The organism is Bradyrhizobium sp. USDA 4510 (assembly GCF_054059095.1).
Genome location: NZ_JBSSBT010000001.1, coordinates 3,733,823 through 3,748,764, shown reverse-complemented (window position 1 = coordinate 3,748,764; position 14,942 = coordinate 3,733,823). Strand labels below are relative to the sequence as shown.

The following is a 14,942-nucleotide window of genomic DNA, read 5'->3' as shown; positions in this document are numbered from 1 at the left end:
GTCAGAGCTTCTCGACCCCTGCGCGGAACATGCCGATGACCAACTCCTGAGCGCCGTCGAGCGCGCGACGCATCGTTGATCCGGTGCCGACCGCGTCCGCTGCGAAGACCGGAGCTTCCATTGCGACATTGGCGCCGCGCCACACCCGCACCACCCCGATCTTCTGGCCGGCGGTGATCGGCGCCTTGACCGGGCCGCTATAGATGATGCGCGCGAGCAGCTTGTCGTTGCCGTTCTTCGACACCATCACCTTGATCGGATCGGGGCTGACGAGCTTGACCGAGCGGCTCTCGCCGCCGAACACCCGTGCGTAGCCGACCGGCTGGTTGGCCGCGATCAGGGTCCGGGTCTCGAAGCTGCGGAACCCCCATTCCAGCATCTTCTTGGCTTCGGTCGCGCGGTCCTCGGAATCCTCGAGGCCATTGACCACGACGATCAGCCGCGTGTCGTTCTGCACCGCCGAGCCGACCATGCCGTAGCCGCCTTCCTTGGTGTAGCCGGTCTTCAGGCCGTCGGCACCGGGCAACGCGTTCAGCAGCGGATTGCGGTTCTGCTGGCGGATCTTGTTCCAGGTGAATTCCTTCTCGCCGAACAGCTTGTACCGGTCCGGGTAGGTCAGGATGATGTGGCGCGCCAGCGTTGCGAGCTCCCGCACCGTCATCTTGTTGGCCGGGTCGGGCAGCCCGTTGGAATTGCCGAAGGTCGACTTGGTCATGCCGAGCTCGCGGGCGCGCTTGGTCATGAATTCGGTCGCAAAGCTATGCTCGTTGCCGGCAATGCCTTCGGCGAGCGCGATGCAGGCATCATTGCCGCTCGGGATGATCGCGCCATGCAGGAGATCGTCGACCGAGACCTTGCTGTTGATTGCCGCGAACATCGTCGAGGTGCCGGACGGCGCCCCGCCCCGCCGCCAGGCGTTCTCGCTGATCCGGTACTCGTCCGTGAGCTTGATGTCGCCCTTCTTGATGGCGTTGAACACCACCTCGGCCGTCATCAGCTTCATCATGCTGGAGGGCGCGCGGAGCTCGTCGGCGTTCTTCTCGAACAGCACGCTGCCGCTTGAGGCCTCCACCAGGATCGCGGTCGGCGCATCGCCGTCGAACCCGCCCTCTTCCTTCTTGGCGCCCTGGACGCTGTTGTTGGCGGCATAGACCATTCCGCCGAAACCGATCGCCAGCGCGACTGCGGCCAGGCCGCGCCAGCAACGCCCGGCGCGAGCTGACAACGTGCGGGGAACTGCGGTCTGGGCTGCCATCGGCGATGTCCTGAGAGACTGCGTTCTAACAGCTGGAAGTATCGCAAACAACTGAGGTTTCTGCGCTTGTGCACGGCCGGCCGGATTGCCGGTTGCGTTGAACGTCCCTATCCTTGGAACCAGCTAACGTCAGCAGAACCGGCAAACAAGGCGGAAACGCGAATGTCATCCTCCCGCACCATCTCCGCCAACGGCATCGACATGTTCGTGCGCGAGGCCGGGCAAGGCCCGCTGGTCGTGCTCTGCCATGGCTGGCCGGAACTGTCCTATTCATGGCGGCACCAGCTCGCGGCGCTGGCCGCGGCAGGCTTTCGGGTCGTCGCGCCTGACATGCGCGGCTTCGGCCGCACCGGCGCGCCGGCCGAGGTCGGCGCCTACACGATCTTCGATACGGTCGGAGACATGGTGGCGCTGGTTGCCGCGCTCGGCGAGACACGCGCGATGATCGTCGGCCATGACTGGGGCGCGCCGGTGGCCTGGCACGCGGCCCTGTTCCGTCCCGACATCTTCACGAAAGTCGCCGGCCTCAGCGTGCCGCCGCCGTTCCGCGGCCGCGGTCGCCCGCTCGAGACCCTGCGCGACAGCGGCATCACCAATTTCTATTGGCAGTACTTCCAGCCGCCCGGCGTGGCCGAGGCCGAGTTCGAGCGCGACATCGCCCACACCATGCGCCTGGTGCTCGGGCGTGGCGTCTCCGATCCAAGCTCGATGTTCGTCGACGAGGCCAAGGGCTTCCTCGGCAAGCTGCCGGCCGGAATGCCATTGCCGGCCTGGCTGACCGAGGCCGACATTGCCGAATTCGCCGAAGGCTATCGGCACTCCGGCTTCCGCGGCGGCCTCAACTGGTACCGCAATCTCGACCGCAACTGGGAGCTGACCGCGCCCTGGCAGGACGCGCAGATCCATCAGCCGTCGCTGTTCATCGCCGGCTCGAATGATTCGGTGATCACCGGGCTGATCGGCGCCAAGCGGGTCGCGGACATGGAGCGCGTGCTGCCGAACCTCAAGCAGAAGCTGATCATCGAGGGCGCCGGCCACTGGATCCAGCAGGAGCGTCCCGACGAGGTCAACGCGGCGCTGATCGCGTTTCTGAAGTGATCAGGCCAACAGCCTGATCTGTAAACGCATGGCTCAGTAGAGCCCGCGCCCGCTCAGGACTTCGGCCGGTCCGCGCGCGTCGATCGGGACATAGGCGGCCGCCGGGCTCGGGCTTGCGGCGTAGCGCGCGTCGCCCTCATAGGAGACTTCGCGCGGATTGTTCAGGGCGCGGCGGTGTGACCGGCTCGAGGCCGACATTTCCGAGGTGGCGCTCACCGAGGCGTAGTCGGCCTGGGTGTTGCCGAGGCTGTAGGGCCGCCCCTCAGGCAACGGAACGTCGCCACGGACCCGGCCCGAGGAGGACGACATCTCCGGCACGAACGGCCGTGCGGAGGCGACGCGGACCATCGACGGGGACGGCGCTGGAGTACCGGTGCGCAGGGTCGCCATCAGCTGGCGGTCGTCGGACCCCTCGAGCGGCGCCCGGCCGACATATTCGACGCGAACGCGCGCCACGCCATTGCCTTTGAATTCAAGCAGTTCTGCGGCTTTGTTCGAGACGTCTATGAGGCGATTGCCGTGGTACGGGCCGCGGTCATTGACCCGGACGACGAGCGATCGGCCATTACTCAGATTGGTGACGCGGGCGTAGCTCGGCATCGGCAACGTCGGATGGGCGGCGGTGAGCGAGCCCATGTCGAACACCTCGCCATTGGCGGTCAGGCGGCCATGGAAATCGTCGCCGTACCAGGACGCCATGCCCTCGGCGCGGTAGTTCTCGTTCTCCTCCGGCACATAGGTGCGGCCGGCGACAACATACGGCTTGCCGATGCGATAGGTGCCGCCGCCTTTCGGCACGGGATCACCCAGCGCCACCATGCGCGGGCTCGACGACACCCCGTATTTGGGGTCGACCCGGTTGGCGAACTTGTTCGAGGAGGCACAATTGGCGAGGACGAGGCACGTCGCCACCGCAACGGCGCCGCGCGCCGTCCGGATCATCGAATCTGGCCGTCTAATCCCCATCTGCCCCAAGTACCATTCTGCCGGACGTGCGCCTACTCCGAGGCGTCGAAGTCGTTTGCCGTCGCTGTGCGGCCCACCTCCGCACCAGAGCGTGACGATATCGCAACCGGAACACGGCGGAAATGGGGAGAGCCGGCGGGCGGTGGCGTCTTGGTGAATGGTCTGTTGCGCCGCCTCCGTCGTTCTACTGACCTTCGCCCCTGCCAAACGCCCTCGCCTGTCCCGCGATCAGACACACTGTTGCAGCAAATCATCAGTCCGGGCGCATCTTGGATTCCAACAATTGAATCTTTTTGACTGTGCAAGCCTGCAATCGTTCTCTCCTCCGTGTGGGGCGCAAAGGAAGTTTGCGATGATCGAGACGGTTACAGCGGTGATGGGCTTGGTGAGTGCGGCGATCTTCTTGGCGCACGCCGTGGAAGGCTATCGGTACCGGGCCTGACAGTCCGTTGAAGGCGGAAAGACGCGTCACCTCTTTCCAGGAGTGAATGTGTTCGGAAAGCTTTAATCAATTCGGATGAGCATCGATTGAAGGCAGGTGTATCATGCGTAATCACGATTTGGTCTCCGACGGGTTTCTGACCCTGACCGCAGCAAGCCTCGTGCTGCTGTGCTCGAGCCTGCTGGCGTTCGCTTTCGGCTGAACGTTTTTGAGATTCTACCGGCGCCCGTTCGACGGGCATCGGTTACCCCTACTCATTCCCCGCCAAACGGGTTGCGGCAGACGCGCTGTCTTCTCCCCGCCCCACTCGTGACGCATCCTCGCCGTTTCCCGAAGAGGATGTACGGATGACCGGCAGTGTCAGGGAGGGAACGTCCGCCCTTCTCGTCAGCACAGATGGCCGGCTGCTGATGCAACTGCGCGACGACCTCCCGCATGTTACCGATCGCGGAAAGATCAGCCTGTTTGGCGGACGGCGGGAGGGCGCCGAGACCTTCCTCGAATGCGTCGTTCGCGAGATCCACGAGGAGATCGGCTACTACCTGCCGCCCGAGCGTTTCGAGTTGATCGGCCGCTATTCCGGTCCCGATCATGCAACGCCAAACGGCACGCTTCGCGGCGAGGTGTTCCTTGCGCGCGATGTGCCCATCGACCAATTGACGGTGACCGAAGGCCGCATCGAGATCGTCGCCATCGACGATCTCGAACGCATCAGCGACATGCTCGCGCGCCCGGCTACGTTTGCGCTGGAGATCTTTCTGAAGCGCAAACCGATGACTTAAGCGCCGAAACCAGTGCGCGGATGTGATCGTCGATCATGGCCAACGCGACTGACGGATGAGCAAAGTCGATATCGTCAACGTGCCAGTAAGTCACCCTGTCGGCGACCTCCGGGAACCGGCGCTCGATCAGCGGACGGTGCTCGGCCTCCTTGAGCGCGATCACGAGGTCGGCGTCGTCGAAGTCGGCCAATGAACAGGGCTGCGGAAACCGCGTTGCGCCTTCCGGAACGATGCCGCTCGCGCGGAGACGATCGTCGGTGAAGACTGACATCGGCCCGACATTGTCGGGCGATCCCCGCTCGGCCGCGCCTCTGGAGGATGCGCGCCACGCCAGTTGTTCGGCTCTTGCAAGATGATTGAACAGTTCCTCTGCGTATCGACTGCGATAGTAGTTGCCGGTGCAGAGAAAGAGGACACGCTTCATGGGCCTCATCATGGCCAAGGTGGGCCCTCGCGGTCAACGGCGTTGCAAGCGTGGGCCCTTTGAGTTCACGGACCGGCGAATGACGGGCCCACCCGGGTTTCGCTGCCAAGTTCGCGTTGCGTTCGGCGCCGCCCTACGCTAAGGGCCTGATCCTTGATCCGGAAGGGTGGCCGAGTGGTTTAAGGCACCGGTCTTGAAAACCGGCGTGCCCGCAAGGGTACCGTGGGTTCGAATCCCACCCCTTCCGCCACCGCTTTCAATTGGGCGCTGTCCAGCCGGGCTCAGAGCTGAGACCAAAGCGGCAGCGATAGCCAACCACCAAATGGCCGCAACGGAGGTAACGGGTTGCGCGTCGCCGTATCCAGCCACCTCCCGCAGGACGTGATCCGCAGAAAGTGATCGCTTCGGCGTTGTGCGGTTGTTTCCGAATATTGCTCGGGCTGGAGCCGTGATGATAGCTCTGAGGAGCAATGCGTCGCGCACTACCTTGGGTTTTGGCCGTTACTTTTCTGATTGGTTTTGTCGCTTCCTTTGCGGAGCTGCAGAGGATGCGCAACCGTTTCGGCGAAGTGTCTCAGCACGCCTTTCACGATCATGCCGCGGTGCGCGAATTCATGATACGCGCTGCGCTCGCCGACGCGCCGGCGCCGATCGTCGTGCTTGGCGACAGCATCACCGAAATGGCTCCGCTGCCCCGGCAGCTCTGCGGACGTCCGGTCATCAATGCCGGTGTTGGCGGTCAGACCATCGCGGAGGCAAAGCAGCTCGCCGGGCGCGTGCTGCAGGACCAGGGCGCATTCTTGCTCGTGCTCGCGGTCGGCGCCAACGACGCCGGATCGCCAACGGCGCAACGCGACTTCGCCAACCTCATCGAGACCGTCAAGTCGCTCTCGACGCGGCCATTGGTGACCATCGCCGTCGCAGCTGACGAATCGACCAACCGGGCGATCGAAGCCGCCGCAGTTGCGCGTGGTGTTCGGTTTATCGACCCGCATCTGCCGCCGGGCGCGAAGATGGCCGACGGCATTCACTTCACCGCGGCCGCCTACAAGGCCTGGGTGCCGGCACTTGAGGCTGCGATCTCGGCGGAATGCACGATGTGACGCGTAGTCACGTCTGCCGCATGAACTCCGCAATCAGGCCGGCGATTTCCCCAGGCGCATCCTCGAAGCAGTAATGCCCGACGCCGGCAAGGCGTCTGACCGGCGCCGTCGGGAAGATTGCGGAAAACAGCGGCAGGAAATGCTCCGCGCGCAGCGTGCGGTCCGCCTCGCCCCAGATCGCGAGCGCAGGCTTGCTGCGGATCAAGCGGTGGGCGGCGGGATCGGGCGTCTGGAATTGATGCGCGCCGGTCGCAAAGCCCTTGGCCCAGCCGATCGCACCGAGGCAGTCCGCCGGACGGGCGAAGTGCGCGCCGTAGGCGGCGAGCCAGGCGTCCGTGATGACGGCGTTGTTCTCGAATCCGTTGAGCTTCAGCGTGCTCAAAATGTTGAAGCCGAGCTGTCCGAGAACCGGCTCAAGGTCGCCGCTCGCCTCGGCCTTTGCGATCCATTGAAACCACGGCGAGACCTGCGCGTTGGCGGCGACGCGATCGAACAGATCGCTCTGCCCGAACGGCGTTGGCCCGTTGGCGGAGACGATGCGGCGAATCCGGCCCGGATGCCGGGCCGCCAGCCCCATGCCGACCGGGCCGCCGAAATCATGCATGACCAGCGTGATGTCGGTGAGATCGAGCGCGCGGACCAGCGCTTCGAGATTGTCGACATGGTCCTGAAGCCAATAGCTGCGATGCGCCGGCGTCGCGCTCTTGCCAAAACCCATGTGATCCGGAACGACCACCCGGTGCGTCGCACTGAGGCTCGGCACGAGGTGGCGGAACAGATAGCCCCAGCTTGGTTCGCCGTGCAGGCAAAGCAGCACCTCGCCGTCCCGCGGACCTTCGTCGACATAATGCATCTGAAAGCCCGGCGCCGCGCTGAAATGCGGTGCGAAAGGAAAAGTGCCGTCGAACGCGGCGTCGGCTTGGATCATGGCGCACCTCAGGAGGTTTTAATTTGCAACCATCGTGTATCGCTTGAGGTTTTATTTTGCAACCAATATATCGAACCCACGATCGGGTGGTTTTCCGGCCGCGGCTCTGAGCGCCGATCATCCCCCAGGGAATGAGTGTTGAGGATCACGATGGCCAAGCGAGTGAGCCACAGGGACTCGATGTGCGGCGTTGCCCGGCCGCTGGATGCGATCGGCGACTGGTGGTCGCTGCTGATTGTCCGCGATGCGTTCGACGGGCTGCGCCGCTTCGGCGAATTTCAGAAGAGCCTCGGGCTTGCCAAGAACATCCTCTCGGCGCGGCTCCGCAATCTTCTGGCGCACGGCATCATGGAGACGGTGCCCGCAAGCGACGGCAGCCCCTACCAGGAATATGTGCTGACCGAAAAGGGACGCGGCCTCTTCCCGCTCCTCGTGGCGCTCCGGCAGTGGGGTGAGGATTTCTTCTTTGAGCCCGATGAGGCGCATGTGCTGCTGGTCGACCGCAAGAACGGGCTGCCGGTGCGACGGCTCGAATTGCGCGCGCAAGATGGACGCGTCGTTGGCGCGGAGGACACGATGGTGCGGCTGCCGCCGGCTTCACCTGAGTGAGTGAAGCAAGCGTGTCGCGCGCGCCGTCAACGGCAACCGGATGTTAACTCTCCGTGCCGCAGCATCCGCGCGTGGAGGTTCGACCAATGCAGACATTCCGGATTTCGCTGAGCGATGGGACGCGGCAATTCCACACCGCGATTCAGGCGCCGGACCCCGCTTCCGCGCGCATCAAGGCCGCCTATTTCTTCGATATCTCGAAGTGGCGGATTTTGAGCGTGTCGCTGAGTGGAGCCAGCGCCGCGGCGGCGTAGTCGCTGCGCGCCCTACGCCATCCGGTCGAGTTCGGCGGCGGCGAGCTGTGCAATCGTAAGGTCGATTTCGGCGAGCGGATCGTCATCCCCCAGAAACCATGCGGCCGACAAGCCGGTCCAGGCTACGATCCATGACAGCAGGCGCCGGCGATCGAGCCGCGCGGCTTCAACGACGATGTCGAGCCGCCGCGCAAAGCGTCCGGGTTCGGTCGCGACCGGCCGTGTCGGATCCGCAAGATCCGGATTGGTGAAGATGTTGGCGAAGTCGAAGCCGCGCTCGCCGACGAGATGCTTCGGATCGATCGCAAGCCAGCCGCGCGCGCCGAAGTCGAGCACGTTGTCATGGTGCAGGTCGCCATGCAGGACCACGATCTCGCGCTGACTGCCCAGCAGAGCTTCGGCAACTTCCGCCGATCGGTTCAGAATGCCGCCATGCGCCCTCGCCGCGGGCCACAACTCACGAAACCAATGCGTCAGCGGCGTCAGATCCGGCCGCGGCTTCGCTCGCTCGGCGTGAAGCCGATCAGCCGTTGCGCAGAGAATCCTGCAGGCCTCGTCGTCCCGGCCGGTTCGCGCCATTTCGCTGAGCGAAGCCGATCCCGTCGCCCTCTCGAGCAGAAGGGCGTCGCCGTCACGGGCAAGAACCCGCGCCGCACCTTCGCCGTCCCACCACTCCATCACGATGGCACCGAGGCGCTCGTCCGGCTCGTGCGAGAGCTTGAGCATGGCCGGCTCCCCATGCCGGCGCACCGGCAGCAACCGTGCGGCATGCGTCACGATCGGGGCGCCGTCGGGGACAAGACTCCAGGCCAAGAGATAGGGAGCGAACATTTGGGTGGACTGACCCGAGACGAAGAAGCGAGCCTCGTGGTTCTAATCATTGCTTCCGCGCGCTGCCACGCCGGTTCCCTGCGGCGCATCGTGGCAGGGCCACGCGAACCGGTTCCCCGCTGCCCTGGCCATGTTGGCTGATGACAGCTCCCACCCATCTCGCGCTACAATGTCGCAGCCGGTGCTACGGAGGGTGTGGCGATGCCGCGAAAGGGAATTACCGGACACGACGAATGGGTGGTCACGGAGGCCCTGGCCACAGCGCTGGTGGCGCTCGAACAATTGCCGTCAAAGCATCAGCCGCGCGCGCATATGGAGGATGTCCGAAAAATCCTGACCGCCAGATGTGAGGCCGGCGCCGTCACGCTGCATCTTGCGCAGGCCAAGTGCCGGTTGTTTCCCGACACCGATCCCCTGACCATCTACGAGGAGTATGGCCTCAAGGACGGGCTCGGCTAGCGCGCGCCGCCTGCAGCGCTAGTCGCGGCTGACGCGCCAGATCGTGCCGTTGCCGTCTTCGGAGACCAGCAGTGCGCCGTCGCGCGCGACCGTCACACCGACCGGACGGCCCCAGACCTCATTGTCGCCGATGACGAAGCCGGTGACGAAATCCTCGTACTCGCCGGTCGGCACGCCGTCCTTCAGCCTGATGCGAATGACCTTGTATCCGGTGCGCTTCGACCGATTCCACGAGCCGTGTTCGGCGGCAAACGCATCGCCGCGATATTCCGGCGGAAAACTGCTGCCGGTGTAGAAGGTCAGGCCAAGCGACGCCGAGTGGGCCTGCAATAGCACGTCAGGGACCGTCACCTTGTCCTTCAGGTCGGGCCGCGCGCCGGCATGCGCGGGGTCTTCGTTGCCGCCGATGTAGTACCAGGGCCAGCCGTAGAACGCGCCTTCGCGGACCCGTGTCACATAGTCGGGCACAAGATTGTCGCCGCGGCCGTCGCGCTCGTTGGTCGAGCACCACGGCGTGCCGCTTCCGGGCTGGATCGCAAGTCCGACGCAGTTGCGGATCCCCGTGGCAAACAGCTTCTGGTTCTTGCCATCAGGATCGAAGGCGAGCACGGCGGCGCGATCGGTCTCGTCGCCCCATGCAGCGCCGAGCGCATGGTCGCGGCTCCAGGCCTCGATGCCCTTCGGCGGGCGGCCCAGCCCCTCGCCTGCGTTGCCGGCGGAGCCGACCGACACCAGCATCCGCTTGTCGTCCGGCGTGAACACGATATCACGCGTGGAATGGCCGTAGCCGGGCGGCAGCCGGGCGACGATCGTCTCGGGTTTTCCCGACGCCTTGAGATCGCCGTTACGGTAGGCAAAGCGCACGACGCTGTCGGTGTTGGCGACATAGAGCCATTGCGGATTGTCACCGCTCGGAAAGAAGGCGATGCCGAACGGCTGGTTCAGGCCGGTTGCGTAGACTTCATTGGTCGCAGGCCTGGTGGCGCCGTCGGCGCTGCGCAGGATACGAATGCGGCCGGAGCCCGTTTCCACCACGAAGATATCGCCATTGGGCGCGGTCCGGATGATCCGCGGACCGCTGAGCCCGCTCGCAAACAGTTCGACCTTGAACCCTGCCGGCACCTGCGGCGTGGCCGATGCAGGTCTCGGCATGACGCGCGGAAACTTGCTGCTCGACGCCGTTGCCCCGGGCTTGGGTAAGTCCTGCGGCGTGATCAGGCGCACCGTGCCCGGCTTGTCGCGTTGCCAGTCGCCGAAAGCTTCCGCGCCTTTCAGCACGGGCTCGGCGCCCGACCGCGTGATGCTGATCGCCGCAAGGAAGACGGCCGACAGACCCGCACCGGCAAGATTCGTCCTGGGCATAAGCTCCTCGCGCGATTTCCTTCGGCCACGCCGTTCATAGCGCGGTTTCGGCCGCTCCCGCGTTCACAATGTCGTCTGCATTAATGTCCCTGGGGCGGCGCCGTCAGATCGACCGGTTTGATGATCAGCGCCAGCGGGATCATCACGAGGCCGATGATCGAGAGCATCCAGAACACGTCGATATAGGCGAGCAGGTCGACCTGCCGCTGCAAGGTCTGGCCGACCGAGGCGACCGCCTGGGACGCGGCGTCCGATGCGTTCGACCCCTGTGCCTCAAAGAAGCGCGTCATCGTGTCGATGGTCTGCTGATACCCGATGTCGGACGGCGCGGCATGTTCGACCAGCCGGCTCTGGTGGAATTGCTGGCGTTGCGCCAGCGCGGTCTGGGCGAGTGCGACGCCCATCGACCCGCCGATATTGCGCGCGACGTTGATCAGCGCCGAGGCCTGGTTGGTCTTGTCCGGCGGCACGCCGTCATATGACGCTGTCGTGACCGGCAAGAACAGGAACGGAAGGCCGGCGGAGAGAAAGATGCGTGCGAGCGCGGCATAGCCATAGGTGATGTCGCCGTTCAGTCCCGTCAGATGCCACATCGAGAATGCGACGATGCAGCCGCCGATCGCGATCAGATATTTCGGCTGAACGCGACTGACGAGATGGCCGACCACCGGCATCAAGATCAGCGTGACGACGCCGCCGGGCGACAGTGCGAGCCCGGCAAGCAGCGCAGTATAGTTCAGCTCGGTCTGCAACAGCTGCGGCAGGAGCTGCGTCGACGAGATCAGCACCGCGCCGGTGCACAGCATCACCAGGAAGCACGATCCGAACTGGCGACGTCCCAGCAGGCGGAGATCGACGATCGGGTCCTTGCGCGTCAGCTCCCAGGGGATCAGCGCGATCAGGCAAATCGCCGAGGCCAGCGCGAAGCCGACGATCATGTTGGACCCGAACCAGTCCTTGCGCTGGCCTTCGTCGAGCACGAATTCGAGCGAACCGAGCCCGATCGCGACCAGTACGAAGCCGATGTAGTCGACGCGCAGGCCGTCCTTGAGGAGCTCCTTGCGCTCCTGCTCGGCGCCGAACGGTTCCTTGACCAGCGTCCCGACCAGGAACAGCGAGAGCAAGCCCATCGGCACGTTGATCAGAAAGATCCAGTGCCAGCTATAGGTATCGGTGATCCAGCCGCCGAGCGTTGGCCCGACCACGGGAGCAACCACCACCGCGACGCCGTAGATCGCGAACGCCTGGCCACGCTTGGCCGGCGGAAAGGAGTCGGCGAGGATCGCCTGCTCGCTCGTCGCCATCCCGCCGCCGCCAAGGCCCTGGATGATCCGGAACAGAACCAGCGCCTCCAGGCTCCAGGCAACCCCGCACAGCAGGGACGCGAACGCGAAGGTGCCGACGCAGATCATGTAGAAGCGCTTGCGGCCGATCACGGTCGAGAGCCAGCCCGAGATCGACAGCACGATCGCGTTGGCGACCAGATAGCTGGTGATCACATAGGTGCTCTCGTCGATGCCGACGGCCAGGCCGCCCGCGATATGGCGCAAGGCCACGTTCGCGATCGTGGTGTCCAGCACCTCCATGAAGGTCGCGATCGAGACGACGAAGGCAATCAGATAAGGATTATGTCCGCCGGCAGCCGAACGCTCCGGCGACCAGGCCGCGCCGCCGCCTGCCGCAACGTCGCTCATCGCACCCTGGTCCAGGGCACGACCGACATGCCCGGCCCGATCGGAACGTCATTCGGCCAATTGTCGATCACGATCTTCACGGGAACGCGCTGCACGACCTTGACGAAATTGCCGGTCGCGTTCTCCGCCGGCAGCAGGCTGAACGCGGTGCCCGAGCCCGGCTGAACCGAAGCCACGCGGCCAGTGAGCTTGCGCCCCGGATACGCATCGATCCTGATCTCGACCGGCTGGCCCGGGCGCATGTCCGTCAGCTGCGTTTCCTTGTAGTTGGCGGTGATCCAGACCTCGTCAGGAACGAACATCATGACGCTCTGGGCCGGCGCCACATAAGTGCCGACCGCGCCGCTCAGCTTGACGACGCGTCCGGATTGCGCTGCGACGATGCGGGTATATTGCAGGTTCAATTTGGCCTGATCGAGCTGGGCCTGCGCCTGCTCCAGCGATGCCTTGCTGCTCTTGAGCTGAGCCTCGAGCGTCTTGACGCCGAGCTCTGCGGCAGTCACTGCCGTTCTGGCGCGGCTGGCATTGGCCTGCTGGGCGTCGAGATCCGAGCGGGTCTGCTGCTGCCGCTGCACCGTGCCCGCGCCCTTTTCGACGAGGTTCTGGGCGCGCTCCGCCTCCTCCCGCGCGAACTTCAATTGCGCCTCGGCCTGTTGCTGCTGCGCCTTGGCTTCCTTGATCTGCTCCTGCTGGCTGTCGATCTGGGCCTCGACATTGGCGATATTGGCCTCTGCGACCGCGACCTGTGCGCTGGCCTGATCGACTGATATCTTGTAGTCGCGCTCGTCGATCCTCGCGAGGAGATCGCCGGCATTGACGTGCTGGTTGTCGGTGACGGGGACCTCGACGACATAGCCGCCGACCTTCGCCGCCACCGCAAAGCTGCGTGCGGCCACGAACGCGTCATCGGTCGATTCATAGTGACGCACGTTGAGCCAATAGCTCACGCCACCGATGATCGCGAGCAGGAGCAGACAGGCGCCGACTGTGGCAAGCAGCCAGTGCTCGCGCAGCCGGTCGCGCATCGATGGCTTGCGCTCGGTTTCCTGCTGTGGCGCGGATCCGCGGTCGGGTCGCGATCCTTGCTCGGGGTTGCGCTCGGGCTGCCGCGGCTTCTCCCCGGACGGCCCGCGCTCTCGGGTTTGGGCATCCAAGGCAGCACCTCAAGCCACGAATGGAGCGATCAAGCCCCGTTAACCGCAGCGTCCGGCGCTTGGTTCCTGTTCGATGGGAGGCGCTACACGGCCCTGGAACTGACCATGGGCTGGCGCTGCTCGGCCGTCGACAAATCGCGGTAGGCCGCGGGCTCTCCGGCCAGCGCCTTGAGCGGAACCGTGAGCCGGCACACCAGGCCCTCGGTGCGCCAATCGAAGTCGGCGCGGCCGCCGAGCTGGGTCTCGATGCTGGCGATGACGCTTCTCGTGCCGAAACCTCTCTGCTTCGGCTTGGTCACGGGAGGTCCGCCGGATTCCACCCAGGCCAGGATCAGCGTTTCGTCGTGCAGTTCCCAGGTGATCGCAAGCCGGCCCGACAGCACCGACAGGCTACCGTATTTGGCGGAGTTGGTGACGAGCTCATGCAGCGCCAGCGCCAAGGTCTGCGCGGTCGCGGGCTGCAACTGCACCTCTTCGCCATCGATCTGGATCTGTCCGGCTTCCGAATACGGCGCGATCTCCTCGGCGACCAGCCGCCGGATTTCGGCGCCCTGCCAGCTCGACAGCGACAGCACGGTGTGAACGCGTGCCAGCGCTGTGATGCGGCCCTCGACCGCCCGCACATAGGCGGTCACGTTCTGCGCGCGCGTCAGCCGCACGATCGATTGCGCCAGCGCGAGCGCGTTCTTGGCGCGATGGTCGACCTCGCGGGTCAGCAGGCTCTGCCGCTCCTCGGCCTTCTTGCGATCGGTGATGTCGACGGTGACGCCGCTCACCCGTACCACCTTGCCGTTGCGGTCGCTGGTGGCCGCGGCTGTGCCGACGCACCAGCGCACTTCACCGTCCGGCCGCATGACGCGGAATTCGGTTTCATAGGACGTCTGGCCCTCGCCGAAGCCGGTCCAGGCTTGCCGGAGGTGCTCGACATCGTCGGGATGAAACAGCGCCTGTATATTGTCGGAGGTGAGCTTGAAGGATTTCGGGTCGACGCCGAAGATCTTGTATTGCCCCTCGTCCCACATCCAGTCGCCGTTGACCCAATCCCAGTCCCACGAGCCCATCTTGCCGGCCGCAATCGCCATGCTGCGGCGCGCCTCGCTTTCGACCAGTCGCGTGGTCGACTGCTCGAGCTCGGCGGTGCGTGCGCGCACGCGGTCCTCGAGCTCCGCGTTGAGGCGTTCGAGCTGTCGTGTCTTGCGGTAGAGCTCGGCGAACACGCGGATCTTTGCCCGCAGCACCTCGGGCACGACGGGCACCGGCACGTAATCGACCGCGCCCATCTCGTAGCCGCGGAGCCGGTCGATATCGCTGACCTGGATTGCCGAGATGAAGATCATCGCGGTCTTCTGGAAGCGCGGATGTTCGCGGATCATCGCCGCGAGCTCGAAGCCGTCGAGCTCTGGCATGCAGACGTCGACCAGGATGACCGCGACTTCGTTCTTGAGCAGGAACTCCAGCGCCTCGCGGCCCGACGACGCGGCGACCAGCGTCTCGCCAAGCTCCTTCAGGATGACCTCATAGGCCAGCAGCTTCGCCGGCTGGTCATCGACCAGAAGGATGTTTACCTTTTCGTGGTCCATC

Annotated in this window: 15 protein-coding genes and 1 tRNA gene; 7 read left to right on the top strand and 9 right to left on the bottom strand. The window is 65.0% G+C overall.

Annotated elements, in window-relative coordinates:
* Position 1: 1 nt before the first annotated feature.
* Entirely contained in the window at positions 2–1,255 is a 1,254-nt protein-coding gene (locus ACVMDN_RS17060) for a D-alanyl-D-alanine carboxypeptidase family protein (RefSeq protein ID WP_253623881.1), read from the bottom strand.
* 162 nt (positions 1,256–1,417) lie between these two features.
* Between ACVMDN_RS17060 and ACVMDN_RS17055 the strand changes: the two genes are divergently transcribed.
* Positions 1,418–2,353, top strand: a complete 936-nt coding sequence (locus ACVMDN_RS17055) for an alpha/beta fold hydrolase (protein ID WP_310884698.1) — start codon at positions 1,418–1,420, stop codon at positions 2,351–2,353.
* A gap of 33 nt (positions 2,354–2,386) precedes the next feature.
* On the opposite strand, the gene ACVMDN_RS17050 is transcribed toward ACVMDN_RS17055, so the two are convergent.
* A complete protein-coding gene (locus ACVMDN_RS17050) occupies positions 2,387–3,319 on the bottom strand; it encodes a septal ring lytic transglycosylase RlpA family protein (RefSeq protein WP_456814410.1) in 933 nt (310 codons plus the stop codon).
* A 789-nt stretch (positions 3,320–4,108) separates the two neighbouring features.
* On the opposite strand from ACVMDN_RS17050, the gene ACVMDN_RS17045 reads away from it, so the two are divergent.
* Complete coding sequence (locus ACVMDN_RS17045) at positions 4,109–4,543, top strand: NUDIX domain-containing protein (RefSeq protein WP_253623884.1); 435 nt, start codon at positions 4,109–4,111, stop codon at positions 4,541–4,543.
* Here ACVMDN_RS17045 and ACVMDN_RS17040 read toward each other — a convergent pair.
* Positions 4,497–4,979 (bottom strand): arsenate-mycothiol transferase ArsC, encoded by a 483-nt coding sequence (locus ACVMDN_RS17040; RefSeq protein WP_253625995.1) that lies wholly within the window; start codon positions 4,977–4,979, stop codon positions 4,497–4,499. The two genes, ACVMDN_RS17045 and ACVMDN_RS17040, sit on opposite strands and share 47 nt — an antisense overlap.
* A gap of 148 nt (positions 4,980–5,127) precedes the next feature.
* Here ACVMDN_RS17040 and ACVMDN_RS17035 point away from each other — a divergent pair.
* Both ACVMDN_RS17035 and ACVMDN_RS17030 read left to right on the top strand, forming a co-directional pair.
* Positions 5,128–5,217 (top strand) — tRNA-Ser (locus ACVMDN_RS17035).
* A 298-nt stretch (positions 5,218–5,515) separates the two neighbouring features.
* Positions 5,516–6,070 carry an SGNH/GDSL hydrolase family protein gene (locus ACVMDN_RS17030; protein ID WP_253623885.1) on the top strand — a complete coding sequence of 185 codons (555 nt, stop codon included), beginning with the start codon at positions 5,516–5,518 and terminating at the stop codon, positions 6,068–6,070.
* Between the two features lie 7 nt (positions 6,071–6,077).
* Here the strand turns inward: ACVMDN_RS17030 and ACVMDN_RS17025 are convergent, their stop codons facing one another.
* Complete coding sequence (locus ACVMDN_RS17025; RefSeq protein WP_168856382.1) at positions 6,078–6,998, bottom strand: alpha/beta fold hydrolase; 921 nt, start codon at positions 6,996–6,998, stop codon at positions 6,078–6,080.
* Positions 6,999–7,148: 150 nt separating this feature from the next.
* On the opposite strand from ACVMDN_RS17025, the gene ACVMDN_RS17020 reads away from it, so the two are divergent.
* Entirely contained in the window at positions 7,149–7,607 is a 459-nt protein-coding gene (locus ACVMDN_RS17020) for a winged helix-turn-helix transcriptional regulator (protein WP_028340657.1), read from the top strand.
* A gap of 86 nt (positions 7,608–7,693) precedes the next feature.
* On the top strand, positions 7,694–7,861 hold the full coding sequence (locus ACVMDN_RS17015; protein ID WP_016847764.1) for a hypothetical protein: 168 nt from the start codon (positions 7,694–7,696) through the stop codon (positions 7,859–7,861).
* Between the two features lie 12 nt (positions 7,862–7,873).
* On the opposite strand, the gene ACVMDN_RS17010 is transcribed toward ACVMDN_RS17015, so the two are convergent.
* Entirely contained in the window at positions 7,874–8,692 is an 819-nt protein-coding gene (locus ACVMDN_RS17010; protein ID WP_076828849.1) for an aminoglycoside phosphotransferase family protein, read from the bottom strand.
* Positions 8,693–8,893: 201 nt separating this feature from the next.
* On the opposite strand from ACVMDN_RS17010, the gene ACVMDN_RS17005 reads away from it, so the two are divergent.
* On the top strand, positions 8,894–9,151 hold the full coding sequence (locus ACVMDN_RS17005; RefSeq protein ID WP_028340659.1) for a hypothetical protein: 258 nt from the start codon (positions 8,894–8,896) through the stop codon (positions 9,149–9,151).
* Between the two features lie 18 nt (positions 9,152–9,169).
* On the opposite strand, the gene ACVMDN_RS17000 is transcribed toward ACVMDN_RS17005, so the two are convergent.
* The 4 genes from ACVMDN_RS17000 to ACVMDN_RS16985 form a co-directional block, all read right to left on the bottom strand.
* On the bottom strand, positions 9,170–10,513 hold the full coding sequence (locus ACVMDN_RS17000; RefSeq protein ID WP_456814409.1) for a PQQ-dependent sugar dehydrogenase: 1,344 nt from the start codon (positions 10,511–10,513) through the stop codon (positions 9,170–9,172).
* An 80-nt stretch (positions 10,514–10,593) separates the two neighbouring features.
* Positions 10,594–12,207: a DHA2 family efflux MFS transporter permease subunit gene (locus ACVMDN_RS16995; protein WP_456814408.1), complete on the bottom strand. Its 1,614-nt coding sequence runs from the start codon at positions 12,205–12,207 to the stop codon at positions 10,594–10,596.
* Positions 12,204–13,361 (bottom strand): HlyD family secretion protein, encoded by a 1,158-nt coding sequence (locus ACVMDN_RS16990; protein ID WP_253623888.1) that lies wholly within the window; start codon positions 13,359–13,361, stop codon positions 12,204–12,206. The genes ACVMDN_RS16995 and ACVMDN_RS16990 overlap by 4 nt, the downstream gene beginning before the upstream one ends.
* Before the next feature lie 83 nt (positions 13,362–13,444).
* Entirely contained in the window at positions 13,445–14,941 is a 1,497-nt protein-coding gene (locus ACVMDN_RS16985) for a sensor histidine kinase (protein ID WP_456815248.1), read from the bottom strand.
* Between the last annotated feature and the right edge of the window lies 1 nt (position 14,942).